The organism is Micromonospora sp. NPDC023633, from assembly GCF_040640035.1.
Taxonomy (GTDB): Bacteria; Actinomycetota; Actinomycetes; order Mycobacteriales; family Micromonosporaceae; genus Micromonospora.
In genome coordinates this window covers 105,137-117,038 of sequence record NZ_JBFABB010000005.1, presented here as the reverse complement: position 1 = coordinate 117,038, position 11,902 = coordinate 105,137, and the positions used below count along the sequence as shown (strand labels likewise).

At 73.8% G+C, this 11,902-nt stretch carries 14 protein-coding genes; 12 read left to right on the top strand and 2 right to left on the bottom strand.

Annotated features, from left to right (window positions below; translation table 11 throughout):
• From AB0G13_RS02995 to AB0G13_RS02985, 3 genes are all read left to right on the top strand, one after another.
• The coding region (locus tag AB0G13_RS02995) for a septum formation initiator family protein (protein ID WP_357868002.1) at positions 1 to 519 on the top strand (519 nt) is incomplete at its 5' end.
• Positions 520 to 553: 34 nt separating this feature from the next.
• A complete protein-coding gene (locus tag AB0G13_RS02990) occupies positions 554 to 1,111 on the top strand; it encodes a DUF501 domain-containing protein (RefSeq protein WP_311414780.1) in 558 nt (185 codons plus the stop codon).
• A gap of 2 nt (positions 1,112 to 1,113) precedes the next feature.
• Positions 1,114 to 1,650, top strand: coding sequence for an amino-acid N-acetyltransferase (locus AB0G13_RS02985; protein WP_357868018.1), 537 nt, complete (start codon positions 1,114 to 1,116; stop codon positions 1,648 to 1,650).
• 1 nt (position 1,651) lies between these two features.
• Here AB0G13_RS02985 and AB0G13_RS02980 read toward each other — a convergent pair whose 3' ends face one another.
• A complete protein-coding gene (locus AB0G13_RS02980) occupies positions 1,652 to 2,551 on the bottom strand; it encodes a PHB depolymerase family esterase (RefSeq protein ID WP_357867999.1) in 900 nt (299 codons plus the stop codon).
• A 95-nt stretch (positions 2,552 to 2,646) separates the two neighbouring features.
• On the opposite strand from AB0G13_RS02980, the gene AB0G13_RS02975 reads away from it, so the two are divergent.
• Positions 2,647 to 3,651 (top strand): helix-turn-helix transcriptional regulator, encoded by a 1,005-nt coding sequence (locus tag AB0G13_RS02975; RefSeq protein ID WP_357867997.1) that lies wholly within the window; start codon positions 2,647 to 2,649, stop codon positions 3,649 to 3,651.
• 22 nt (positions 3,652 to 3,673) lie between these two features.
• Positions 3,674 to 4,603: a Ppx/GppA phosphatase family protein gene (locus AB0G13_RS02970; protein WP_357868016.1), complete on the top strand. Its 930-nt coding sequence runs from the start codon at positions 3,674 to 3,676 to the stop codon at positions 4,601 to 4,603.
• 516 nt (positions 4,604 to 5,119) lie between these two features.
• On the opposite strand, the gene AB0G13_RS02965 is transcribed toward AB0G13_RS02970, so the two are convergent.
• Entirely contained in the window at positions 5,120 to 6,094 is a 975-nt protein-coding gene (locus AB0G13_RS02965) for an NADP-dependent oxidoreductase (RefSeq protein WP_357867995.1), read from the bottom strand.
• Between the two features lie 113 nt (positions 6,095 to 6,207).
• On the opposite strand from AB0G13_RS02965, the gene AB0G13_RS02960 reads away from it, so the two are divergent.
• The 7 genes from AB0G13_RS02960 to AB0G13_RS02930 all read left to right on the top strand — a co-directional run bounded on the left by AB0G13_RS02960 (position 6,208) and on the right by AB0G13_RS02930 (position 11,870).
• On the top strand, positions 6,208 to 7,179 hold the full coding sequence (locus AB0G13_RS02960) for a helix-turn-helix domain-containing protein (protein WP_357867992.1): 972 nt from the start codon (positions 6,208 to 6,210) through the stop codon (positions 7,177 to 7,179).
• A 212-nt stretch (positions 7,180 to 7,391) separates the two neighbouring features.
• Positions 7,392 to 8,180: a hypothetical protein gene (locus AB0G13_RS02955; RefSeq protein WP_357867990.1), complete on the top strand. Its 789-nt coding sequence runs from the start codon at positions 7,392 to 7,394 to the stop codon at positions 8,178 to 8,180.
• Between the two features lie 129 nt (positions 8,181 to 8,309).
• Positions 8,310 to 8,642, top strand: coding sequence for a PadR family transcriptional regulator (locus tag AB0G13_RS02950; protein WP_357867987.1), 333 nt, complete (start codon positions 8,310 to 8,312; stop codon positions 8,640 to 8,642).
• Positions 8,639 to 9,661 (top strand): hypothetical protein, encoded by a 1,023-nt coding sequence (locus AB0G13_RS02945; RefSeq protein WP_357867984.1) that lies wholly within the window; start codon positions 8,639 to 8,641, stop codon positions 9,659 to 9,661. The genes AB0G13_RS02950 and AB0G13_RS02945 overlap by 4 nt, the downstream gene beginning before the upstream one ends.
• A 117-nt stretch (positions 9,662 to 9,778) precedes the next feature.
• On the top strand, positions 9,779 to 10,249 hold the full coding sequence (locus AB0G13_RS02940; RefSeq protein ID WP_357867981.1) for a hypothetical protein: 471 nt from the start codon (positions 9,779 to 9,781) through the stop codon (positions 10,247 to 10,249).
• A gap of 201 nt (positions 10,250 to 10,450) precedes the next feature.
• Positions 10,451 to 11,137 carry a dienelactone hydrolase family protein gene (locus AB0G13_RS02935; protein ID WP_357867978.1) on the top strand — a complete coding sequence of 229 codons (687 nt, stop codon included), beginning with the start codon at positions 10,451 to 10,453 and terminating at the stop codon, positions 11,135 to 11,137.
• Positions 11,138 to 11,156: 19 nt separating this feature from the next.
• A complete protein-coding gene (locus tag AB0G13_RS02930) occupies positions 11,157 to 11,870 on the top strand; it encodes a uracil-DNA glycosylase (protein WP_357868014.1) in 714 nt (237 codons plus the stop codon).
• Positions 11,871 to 11,902: the final 32 nt, after the last annotated feature.

The following is an 11,902-nucleotide window of genomic DNA, read 5'->3' as shown; positions in this document are numbered from 1 at the left end:
TCGCGGGCCACGGCCGGTCGCGCGCCGGGGGCGACCCGGGGCGCGGAGGGCGTACGCTCCGCGAGCCGGCCCGCCGCGGCCCGTCGTACGGCCGCCGGCACCGTCAAGCGGCTCTCCGCACCCCGCTCCCGAGGCTTCACCGGGCGGGCCACCGTGCTCTTCGCGGTGCTGATCGCGCTCGCCCTGGCCTACACCTACCCGGTGCGGGTCTACCTGGACCAGCAGGCCGACATCGAACGGATGGAGGCCTCGCAGGCCGCCCAGCGGAAGGCCATCGAGGAACTCTCCGAGCGGGCGGCCAAGTGGCAGGACCCGGAATACATCAAGATCCAGGCCAGGGAGCGGTTCTTCATGGGCCCCCCGGGCGAGACGCTGCTGGTGGTGCTCTCCGACCCGGAGGGCGCCGCCCGGGACGCCGGTTCGTCCGCGGCCCCGTCGGCGCCCGTCACCCCCGCTTCCTGGTACGACACCCTCTGGTCGAGCGTGCAGGCCGCCAACGGCGAGCAGCCCGACAAGTGAGCAGCACCCGAGCATCGAACGAGAGACCAGCATCGTGACTGTCGTACCACCGCAGGAGCCGGCGGCGGACTCCGTACCCCCGCCGCGGCGCGAACCGGCCACCGAGGCCGACCTGGCCGCGGTGGCCGCGCAGCTCGGACGCCCGCCCCGGGGCACCCGGGCCGTGGCCCACCGCTGCCCCTGCGGCCTGCCGGACGTGGTGGAGACGACCCCGCGCCTCGCCGACGGCACCCCCTTCCCGACGCTGTTCTACCTGACCTGCCCCCGGGCCACCGCAGCGTGCAGCCGGCTGGAGTCGGCGGGGCTGATGAAGGAGATGGCGGACCGGCTGGCCGCCGACCCGGAGTTGGCCGCGCGCTACCGTGCCGCGCACGAGGACTACCTGGCCCGCCGGGACGCGATCGGCGAGGTGCCGGAGATCGCCGGCATCTCCGCCGGCGGGATGCCCGGACGGGTGAAGTGCCTGCACGTGCACCTCGGGCACGCGCTCGGGGCCGGGCCCGGGGTGAACCCGTTCGGTGACGAGACGCTGGCGCTGGTGGAGAAGTGGTGGGCGGCCGGGCCCTGCGTGGACGTGCCGGCGGCGGACTGACCATGGCGGGCGCGGGCGAGGACGTGGCGGGGGCCGACGAGATCGTGGTGCGGCGGGCCCGCACCTCGGACGTGCGCGGCATCCGGCGGCTCGTCGACACCTACACGGACGACCGGCGGCTGCTCAGCAAGGCCACCGTGACCCTCTACGAGGACGTGCAGGAGTTCCGGGTCGCGGTCCGCGCCAGCGACGGCGCGGTCGTCGGCTGCGGCGCGCTGCACGTGATGTGGGAGGACCTGGCCGAGATCCGGACGGTGGCGGTCGACCCGTCCTGCCGGGGGCGCAGGCTCGGCCAGCGGATCGTCGCGGAGCTGATCGACGGTGCCCGCGAGCTGGGGGTGGCCCGGATCTTCGTGCTCACCTTCGAGACCCGGTTCTTCGGCTCGTTCGGGTTCACCGAGATCGACGGCGCGCCGGTGCCGCAGCCGGTCTACGAGCAACTGCTGCGCTCCTACGACGAGGGCGTCGCCGAGTTCCTGGACCTGGAACGGGTCAAGCCGAACACCCTCGGCAACACCCGCATGCTGCTGCGCCTCTGACTCAGCTCCGGCGCGGGTGGGCGGCGAAGAAGTCCCAGACGAGTTCGGTGGCCACGAGGCCCGCGTCGGGGGCGGCCAGCTCGCCGGTCGGCGCACCCGGCCACGAGTGGCCCATGTCCGGCAGGGCGTAGACGGTGACCTCGCTGCCGTCGCCGCACCGCGCGTCGGTGCGGGTGACGCGAGGTGCGCCCGCCGGCGGTGCGCCGGACGCCGGTGTGCAACGCAGCCGTCGCTGCCAGGTCCGCACGCCCTCGGTGAAGACCTCGGCGTAGCGGTCCTGCCCGCCGATGAACGTGATCACCGAGACCGGTCGCCTCGGCACGTAGGTCTCGGGGGCCGTCCGGGGTCCGCTGTAGCCCCCGCTGACCACGCCGATCGCCGCGAAGAGCCCCTCGGCCTCGACGGCGGCGCGGAAGCTCATGTCCCCGCCGTTGGAGATCCCGGTGAGGTAGACCCGGTCCGGGTCGACCCGCCACGTCCGTACGAGGTGGGCGGTGAGGTCCTTGAGGAAGCCCACGTCGTCGGCCGTCCCGCAGCAGATCAGCGCGTTGAAGCCGCCGTTGCGCCCGTCCGGGTACGCGACCAGGAAGTTCTCCCGGTCGGCGACGGCGTCCAGCCCCACCATCTCCCGCAGGCGGGCGCCGCTGCCGGGATAGAAGTGCAGGGCGATCACCAGTGCGGTGGGCCGGCCGGGGTCGTAGCCGGGCGGGGCGTGCAGCAGGTAGCGGCGGTCGGCCCCGCCGTGCGGCAGGGTGAGCCGGTGGTCGCCGGCGGCGGGGCGTTCGACGGCCCCCGAAGGCGACGGGGCCGGCGTGGCGCGGGACTGACCCCGGTCCCCACCGCACGCCGTGGCGACGACGGCGAGAACCAGCCCCGTCAGCACTGCCACCGTCCGTCGCACGCCCCGCTCCCTCCGTGACCCGCGTCCACACTGGATCGGGCGACCCCTGCGGGGCAACCCTTTCGGTCCAGGCCGAAGGGAGGCAGTCTGCTGGCATGCTTCGTCTCCGCCTGGGCCCGGCGGACCTGTGCCGGGTCCGCTTCGCCGACCGTCTGCACCCGGTGGGCACTGCCATGCTGGCCTGTCAGGCGCTGTACGACGCGGAGGCGGCCCGGACGGCGCCGGGCCCCGCCGCCGGCGCGGCGGCGGCGACGGGCCGGGTTCGCTCCGCCGCCTCGGTGCTGCGGCACCTGCTGCCCGCGCGCGGTCGCCTGCCGGACTTCCTCACCCCGATGGACGGCCTGGAGTCGGTCGCCGCCGGCCTGGAGGCGATCCGGGCCGTCCCCGTCCGGCGCGTGCGGGCCGAGGTCAGCGCCGCGTACGCCCACCTGGCCGAGACGCCGTTGCGCAGGCGGTTCGCCGAGGCCGACGGGGAGACGATGGGCCTGTTCGGCCGGGCCCTGGGCACCTGGCACGACGCGGTGCTCGCGCCGCACTGGGCCGACCTGACGGACGTGCACCGGTACCAGGTGGCCGAGGCGACCGGGCACCTGGCGGCGCACGGGCTGGACGGTCTGCTGAACGCGTTGCACCCGGCGATCCGGTGGGAGGCGCCGACGTTGACGCTGACGGTGCGGACGTGGTGGAGCGCGACGGTGTCCGGCACCGGCCAGGGCCTGCTCCTGCTGCCCTCCCCGCTGGCCGGGCCGCATCCCCGGGTGCTGGTGGAGCCGGACCGGCCCGTGCTGGTGGTGTATCCCGCGCCGATGCCGCGCCGGGTCGGGGCGAGCGTCGCCGATCCGCTCGGCCGCCTGCTGGGCGCCACCCGGGCGGCGGTGCTGCGCCGGCTCGGCGGCCCCGGCCGGCACACGACCACGACGCTCGGGCGGGCCGTCGGGATCAGCGTCTCCTCGGCGTCCGAGCACGCGGGCGCGTTGCGGGCGGCCGGCCTGGTCAGCAGCGTGCGGGACGGCGGGGCGGTGCTGCACCGGTTGACGCCGCTCGGCGCCGAACTGCTCGGCCGCGACGACGTCCTGCCGGCCCGCCCGCGCCTGACGTAGGGTTGCTGCCGTGACGACGCGTGTGGCCGCCATCGACTGCGGGACCAACTCGATCCGACTGCTGGTCGCGGACCTGCCCGACGCCTCGGCGGGTCCGGAGGCGCCGCTGGTCGACCTGAGCCGGCGGATGGAGATCGTCCGCCTCGGCCAGGGCGTCGACAAGACGGGGCGGCTGGCCCCGGAGGCGATCGAACGCACCCGGATCGCGCTGGCCTCCTACGCCGCCGAGATCGAGAAGCTGGGCGCGGAGCGGGTCCGGATGTGCGCCACGTCGGCGTCCCGGGACGCCTCCAACGCCGCCGAGTTCCGCGAGATGGTCGAGCGGACCCTCGGGGTCGCGCCCGAGGTGGTGACCGGCGACGAGGAGGCGCGGCTCTCCTTCACCGGCGCGGTGCGTGGGCTGCCCGCCGACGCGCGCGAGCCGTACCTGGTCATCGACATCGGCGGCGGCTCGACCGAGTTCGTCGTCGGCACCCGCGCGGGCGGCGTCGAGGCGGCCATCTCGATGGACATCGGCTGTGTCCGGATGACCGAGCGGCACCTGCACGGGGACCCGCCGGGGCTGGACGAGGTCGCCGCCGCGCAGGCCGACATCGCGGTCGCGGTGGAGCGGGCGCTGGAGGCCGTGCCGGGCCGGCAGGCCGCCACGCTGGTCGGGCTCGCCGGGTCCGTCACCACCGTGGTCGCCATCGCCGAGGGCCTCCAGGAGTACGACCCGGGCCGCATCCACCACGCCCGGGTGTCGCACGACGCGGTGGCCGACGTGACCGCCGACCTGCTCGGCAAGAGCCGGGAGGAGCGGCTGGCCATCCCGGTGATGCACCCGGGCCGGGCGGACGTGATCGGGGCGGGCGCCCTGGTGCTCCGGGTGATCATGGAGCGGGCGGGGATGGACTCGGTGGTCGCCTCCGAGCACGACATTCTCGACGGCATCGCCTGGTCGCTGGCCTGAACCGCCCGGGAGAACCTGGAGACCCCGCGCCACGACGGCGGTGAGGCACGGCGTGGGGGGGTGGGGTGCCGGCCGGGGGGCCGAGACCTCACCTGCAGACCCCCGTGCACCCCGCCGCGGCGGCCCAGGCGGAACACGCCGACAGGCCCGATCGAGGACCTCGAACTTGTTGTGTCCGAGCACGACCGCGTTCCCCCCGTCGACGACCGTCGTTGTGATCTCGTATTCCTGGGCCGGTCCGAGTACGCGTCCGAACGAGCCGAAGAAGTCCGGCAGTTCGGCCGGGGTGGAGCGCCGCCCGGACCAGGGGATGTTGGGGGTCCCGTCGACCACGAAGTCGAACGTGTCGGCGAAGAGGTCGACGAGTCCTGGTACGTCGCCGGCGCCGAACCGCGCGAAGAAGGATTCGACGACGGCGGCCGTGCTGGTACGTGTCGCGTTGCTCATGCGGATGGAGCTCCTCTGTGTGTGACGTGGTTGGGTTACAGCCCTCGCGGGCGGGTGCGAGGGCGGGCCTCAGGCGATGACGGAAAGGACGATCTTTCCGGTGGTGCTGTTGGTCTCGCCGCGCTCGTGGGCGCGAGCCGCCTCCTTCAGCGGGAGAGTCGTGTCGACGAGTGGCCGCAGCTGCCCGCGAGCGACCAGATCCGCGACCGCCCTCATGCCCGCGTGGTCGGGCTCGACGAGGAGCCGGGTGGCGCGGACGCTGAGTTCCTCGGCGAGGTCGGCGGGGAAGTCCGGGGCCACGGGGAGGAGGGAGACGAGGATCCCGCCCCTGCGGAGGGTGCGCAGCGAGCGCGGGGTGTAGTCCCCGCCGATGGTGTCGAGCACGACATCGAGGTCTCGGAGGACGACGCCGAAGTCGTCCGTCGTGTAGTCGATCAACTCGTCCGCGCCGAGTCCGCGAAGAAGGTCGTGCTTGCCGGCTCTCGCGGTGCCGATGACCCATGCGCCCCGGGCCTTGGCGATCTGCACCGCCAGGTGCCCGACTCCGCCGGCGGCGGCATGGACGAGGACGCGCTGGCCCGGCTGGATGTCGGCGGTGTCGACGAGAGCCTGCCACGCGGTCAGGGACGCCAGGGGCAGCGCGGCGGCGGTCGTGTGGTCGATGTTCGCCGGTTTACGGCAGAAGTGCCGGGCGGGTGCGGTCACGAACTCTGCGTACGCGCCTGCCGGATGCGGGAAGCGCGGCATGCCGAACACCTCGTCGCCCGCCGCGAACAGGGTCACCCCGGGCCCCACCTCCTCGACCACCCCGGAGACGTCGAAGCCCAGGACGAACGGGGGGAGTGCGCCGGTGGCGAACTGCCCGCGAGCGCGGGTCTTCCAGTCGGTGGGGTTCACCCCCGCGGCGTGGACGCGGACGAGGATCTCGCCGAGTGCGGGGACCGGACGCGCCATCTCGATGATCTTCAGGACGTCGGGTGGCCCGGCCACGTCCTGGCTGACGGCGAGCATCCGGTACGGCGCTCGCCCTGAGCTGCTTGTCACTGGACTCCTCACCTGTCGTGCCGGCCGCGTGAGGCGGCCGTGCCCGTCCAGCATCTCCGGAGGGGCAGTGCCGCTGCCGCGGCCAGATGGACAACATGTGTCAGGATCTGGCCATGCATCGCGTCGTTGTGCTCGCGCTTCCCGGCGTCGTCCCGTTCGAGCTGGCCATCCCCTCGCGCCTCTTCGGCGCCGCCCTCGGCGCCGACGGCAATCCGCTGTACTCGGTGACCACCTGCTCGCTCGACGGCGGCCCTGTCGACACCTCGGCCGACTTCGCGATCGCCGTGGACCACGACCACACCGCGCTGGCCCAGGCGGACACCGTGGTGATCCCGCCCTCCGCGAGCGGGCGGCAGTGGGGCGAGGAGAAGGCCCTCCCGGTGCCGTTGCGGGACGCGCTGGGGCTCGTCCGCCCCGGCGCGCGGGTGATGGCGATCTGTACGGGTTCCTTCGTCCTGGCGGCGGCAGGCCTCCTCGACGGACGCCCGGTGACGACCCACTGGCGCGAGTCCGACCGCCTTCAGGGCCTGTACCCGGACCTCACGGTCAACGCCGACGTCCTCTTCATCGACGATGGCAGCGTGCTCACCTCGGCGGGCGTCTCGGCGGGAATCGACCTGTGCCTGCACATGATTCGCCGGGACCACGGCAGCGAGATCGCCAACGAGGCTGCGCGTTCCTGCGTGGTGCCACCCTGGCGCGACGGGGGCCAGGCCCAGTACATCCGGCGCCCGATGGTCGAGGCGGACTCGACGACGACGGCACAGGCCCGAGTGTGGGCGCTCGAACACCTCGATCGCCCGTTGACCCTGGCTGAGCTTGCCGCCCGGTCGAACATGAGCGTGCGGACGTTCAGCAGGCGGTTCCAGGACGAGGTGGGGGTGAGCCCGATGACCTGGCTCACCCAGCAGCGGGTCGAACGCGCCCGGGAGCTGCTGGAGAGCTCGGACCTCCCGGTCGACAGGATCGCCGAGCAGGCCGGGTTCGGCTCGGGTGGTTCGCTCCGGCAGCACCTGTTGGCCGCCACCGGGGTGTCGCCGCGTGCCTATCGGCGAACATTCCGCTCCGCTTCGGCGGACCGATAGCGCCGGAGCCGCACCCACGGGCCTCGGGTGGTCTGTGCCGGGAACGGCCCCGGGCGGCCGGGCGCCTGATCTGGTGGCGCCTTGTCGACAGGTCCAGGCCGGCGAGGGGCCTGCGTGCCGCCGTACGCAGCCCCTGACGCGGCGGCCAACGGTGGATCAGCAGGGATGCCGGCGACCCGGCTGCGCGACGGGGGTCCCGGTATGTTCTCGCCATGCTCGCCGATCCCGATCAGCTGTTGCCCCGTCCGGTGCTGTGCGTGCTCGGCGCCGGCTTGGACTTCGACACGGTGGGCAAGGTCGCGGCCGAGGCGGGAGCTGCGGCCGGCTTCACGCTCGACGACGAGTACTCGGAGCGGGAGCACGACCCGCGGATGTCCTACGCGTTCGAGGCGAGCCTGGCCGGGGCCAGCTTCACCGACGCCGACTGGGAGGCGGTAGCGGCGCACGACAGCGTCGCGTACGTGCTGTCCCGGCCCCTGCGGGCGGTCACGATGCCGCCGGAGCTGTTGCGGCCGACGCTGCTGGAGGTCTCGCGCGCGGCGCTGGCCGTGTCGGCCGCGCTCCTACGCTCCGGTGCCACCGCTGTGAAGAACGAGAGCAACGGTGTGGCGCACGGCCGGGACCGGTGGCTCTCCCTGGCTGACGAGGCGGCCGCCGCGACGACGGACGCGGAGCTGGCCGGCGTGCTGTACCGCGCCTCGGTCAAGCGACCGATCCGCGCCGGCGAGTCGTTGCACAGCTGCGGCATGCATCTGCTCGGCGCGCCCGACGTGGAACTGCTGGCCACCGACGGCGGGGTCGAGGACCGCGTCACCCTGATGGACACGCTGGCGCTCTACCTCCTGACCGACGATCGGGCAGTGGAGATGGCCGACGGCGAAGGGTTCCGTCTCAGCGCCGACTCCCCGCGTTGGCTGCTGGAGCACCGCCCGGACGACCGCCACGAGACCGACGACCTCTTCCACAATCCGCTCGGCTACTGGCGCCTGACACCCGCCTGAACCTGGGCCGTCCGCACGCCAGGCCCGGTGCGGCAGCACCCGACAGGGCGTCCGTCAGCCTCGGCGCGGCCTGACCCGCGCGGCGCGTTCCTTTGACGGTACTTCGCATTGCGTAGTAGTGTGCATTGCGTGGACACCACACAACTGCTGAAGGGCGTACTGGATCTCGCGGTCCTCGCCGTGCTCCGGGAGGAGGACGGCTACGGCTACGACATCCTGCGCCGGCTGCGCGAGGCCGGGTTGCAGGAGGTCGGCGACGCCTCGGTCTACGGCACGCTGCGCCGGCTCTACGCCGCCGGCCTGCTGACCACCTACGTCGTGCCGAGCGAGTCCGGCCCGCACCGCAAGTACTACTCCCTCAACGCCGCCGGCCGGGACCAGCTGACCCGCTCCGGCAAGCTCTGGCGCTCGTTCGCCACCACCATGGACGCACTGCTCGACGATCGGGGGATGGCGGCATGACCGTCACGGAGCAGGAAATCGCGGACTACGCCGCACGGGTCCGGGCCGCGCTGGCCGACCTGCCGCCGGCGCACCGCGACGAGTTGACCGAGGACCTGCCGGAGCACCTCGCCGAGGTCGCCGCCGAGGCCGACGGCTCGCTCGTCGACCGGCTCGGCGAGCCCGAGGCGTACGCGGCCGAGCTGCGCGCCGCCGCCGGGGTCGGCGTCGCCGCCACCGGCGGGCGCCGCCTGGACCGGCGCCTCGGTGCCGCCGTGGACCGGTTCCGCGCGCGGGCGCACCGCTGGGACGTCCAACTCGGACCACCCCTGGGGTACGCCTCGGCGAGCGAGTTCCTCCGGCTGCTCCGGCCGGCGTGGTGGGTGCTGCGCGGCTACCTGGCCGCCATGCTCGTCACGGTGGTCACGACCGGCGACACGTTCGGCGTGCTGCCCGAGCTCAACGGCAGCGCGCTGGCCGGCCTGGTGCTGCTCGCCGGCAGCGTGCTCGCCTCGATCTGGCTCGGCCACCACACGCCGGGCCTGACCCGGCCCAAGCGGCGGATGCTGCACGCCGGCACCGCGGTGCTGGTGATCTTCGGGCTGGTCGGCCTGGCGGACATGAACGGCCGCGTCGGCAGCGGGGACTTCGGCTACGAGCAGACCTCGATCGACGACCGCTACTCCCACGTCCGGGACGTCTTCGTCTACGACAGCGAGGGCCGGTTGGTGGAGAACGCCCGGCTCTTCGACCAGAACGGCGACCCGATCCGCCTCGGCTACCCGGACTGCCTGGACGCGCGGGACCCGAACGGCCTCGGCAACCCGCTGCTGCGCTCCTACCCGTACTGCCCGCAGCAGGCGCCGTTCGCGCCCCGGGCGCCGGTGGGTTCCCTGCCGCCGACGGGCGTGCCACCGTTGCCGCCGCCCGCCGCGTCGGAGGACCCGGCCGAGCCCACGCCCGCCCCGAGCGGCACCCCGACCACGGCCTCCGCGCCGACGGCGGCGCCGACCGGCACGCCGGCCCCGAGCCGGACGTGAAGCGGATCATGCCGTGAAGCTGGGAAATAGCTGAACGGATGAGTCCAGCGGGGTAACGGCTGTCGGTCCCGGTCGCTACGGTGTCGTCTGCTCACTCACCCCCCGGAAGGAAAACGCGTGTCAGAGCAGGTCGCACCGCCCCCCGCGCCGGACGCCGCCCAGCCCCCGTCGGCCGTCCAGGCACCGCCCCCGGCGGAGAAGTCCGGGTCCAAGAAGCTGCTCGGCATCGTGGGCGCGATCGTCGTGTTCCTGGTCGTCGCGGGCCTCAAGTTCGGCATCGGTTCGGCCATCGGCAACTTCTTCAACAAGGACGAGACCGCCGAGGCCAAGGTCGGCGACTGCATCGCCGAGCTGCCCGAGGTGACCGGCACCAAGGAGGAGGAGGTCGACGGCGCGAAGGTCGTCGAGTGCACCTCCACCGACGCCATCTACAACGTGGTCGGCCGCGTCGACGGGCAGACCCAGGCGCAGGCCCGCTCCGGCGAGGCGTGCGGGCAGTACATCAAGGAGGGGCAGGAGGGCTACGTCTACTACAGCATCGAGCCCGGCAAGACCGGCTACCTGCTCTGCCTGACGAAGAAGGCCTGATCGCCCGGCACCACGACACCGCCGACGGCGGCGCGGACATCGTCCGCGCCGCCGTCGGCGTCCTTGGGGACGGGGGGCGAACAGGAGGTGAATGCCACTGTTCCGGCGTCTTCCCCGGGGCGCTCACGGCGTGGCAGGCTACCGGCACGTAGCACCACTGTGCGACCAGCCAACGATGACTGACCGCTAGGAGGACGGCCGATGGGCGAGATGGTGAGCTACCGCGGCAACGGGGGGACGAGCGAGGGGTATCTCGCGATACCCTCCGGCGGTGCGACCAGCCCTGCGGTCATCGTCATCCAGGACTGGTGGGGCCTGGTGCCGCACGTCCGGGCGGTCGTGGACCGCTTCGCCGAGGCCGGCTTCGTCGCCCTCGCCCCGGACTTCCGGCACGGCGGCCCGGCCAGCAAGCCGAGTGAGCCCCGGCAGATGTTGAACAGCTCGCAGATGGACGAGGCGGCGGCGGACATCGCCGGCGCGGCGGACTACCTCACCGGGCGGCCCGAGGTCACCGGCAAGGTGGGCTGCGCGGGCTTCTGCGCCGGCGCGAGCCTGGCCCTCTGGGCGGCGACCCGCTCCGAGCGGATCGTCGCCACCGCCGCCTTCTACCCCCGGCTGCCCTGGGACGGGATGCGCTCCGAGTGGGCCGACTACGCGGGCAAGGCGGCGCTCATCCACTGCTCCGAAGAGGACGGCACCTCCACCGCCGACGGCGTGCGGACCGTCCGTCGCGCCATCGAGACCTCCGGCGGCACCTGCCAGACCTACGACTACCCGGGCACCTCGCACGCCTTCTTCAACGAGGACCGGCCGGAGCACTTCGACCAGCGCGCCGCCGCCACCGCCTGGGCCCGCACCCTCGAACTCTTCCGGGCCAAGCTTGGCTGAGCCCCGTACGCCCGACGAGGTGGTCGCCCGCGCCGCGCGGGCGACCGACCTGGCCGACCTCGACGCCGCCGTCAGCGACTGCTTCGCCTGCCCACGCCTCGTGCGGTGGCGGGAGGAGGTGGCCCGCACCCGCCGGGCGGCGTTCCGCGACCAGGAGTACTGGGGCCGCCCGGTGCCCGGTCTCGGCGTCCCCGACGCGCGCATCGCCATCCTCGGCCTGGCGCCCGCCGCGCACGGCGGCAACCGCACCGGCCGCATCTTCACCGGGGACCGCTCCGGCGACGTCCTGTTCGCCGCGCTGCACCGGGCCGGGCTGGCCAACCAGCCGACCAGCGTCGCCGCCGACGACGGTCTGACCCTGCGCGACCTGCGGATCTTCTCCGCCGTGCGCTGCGCGCCGCCGGACAACAAGCCCACCCCGGACGAGCGGGACACGTGCGCGCCGTGGCTGCACCGCGAGGTGGCGCTGATCCGGCCCACCCTGCGCGTCGTGGTCGCGCTGGGCGCCTTCGCCTGGGCCGCGTGGTGGCCGGTGCTGCGCCAGGTGTACGGCCAGCGCCCGCCCAGCCCGCGACCGGCGTTCGGCCATGGGGCACACTGGTCCGGCACGGGCGCGCCGGAGCTGCTCGGCTGCTACCACGTCAGCCAGCAGAACACCTTCACCGGGCGGCTGACACCAGGGATGCTGGACGACGTGTTCGCCCGGGCGAAGGAACTGGCCGGGGTGGACTGAGGCGTGGGGGCGGTGGCGATGACGGACGCGAC

Coding starts and splice junctions, on each gene's coding strand:
- AB0G13_RS02935 (WP_357867978.1), top strand. CDS start 10,451: ATGGGCGAGATGGTGAGCTACCGCGGCAACGGGGGGACGAGCGAGGGG.
- AB0G13_RS02945 (WP_357867984.1), top strand. CDS start 8,639: ATGACCGTCACGGAGCAGGAAATCGCGGACTACGCCGCACGGGTCCGG.
- AB0G13_RS02985 (WP_357868018.1), top strand. CDS start 1,114: ATGGCGGGCGCGGGCGAGGACGTGGCGGGGGCCGACGAGATCGTGGTG.
- AB0G13_RS02955 (WP_357867990.1), top strand. CDS start 7,392: ATGCTCGCCGATCCCGATCAGCTGTTGCCCCGTCCGGTGCTGTGCGTG.
- AB0G13_RS02960 (WP_357867992.1), top strand. CDS start 6,208: ATGCATCGCGTCGTTGTGCTCGCGCTTCCCGGCGTCGTCCCGTTCGAG.
- AB0G13_RS02975 (WP_357867997.1), top strand. CDS start 2,647: ATGCTTCGTCTCCGCCTGGGCCCGGCGGACCTGTGCCGGGTCCGCTTC.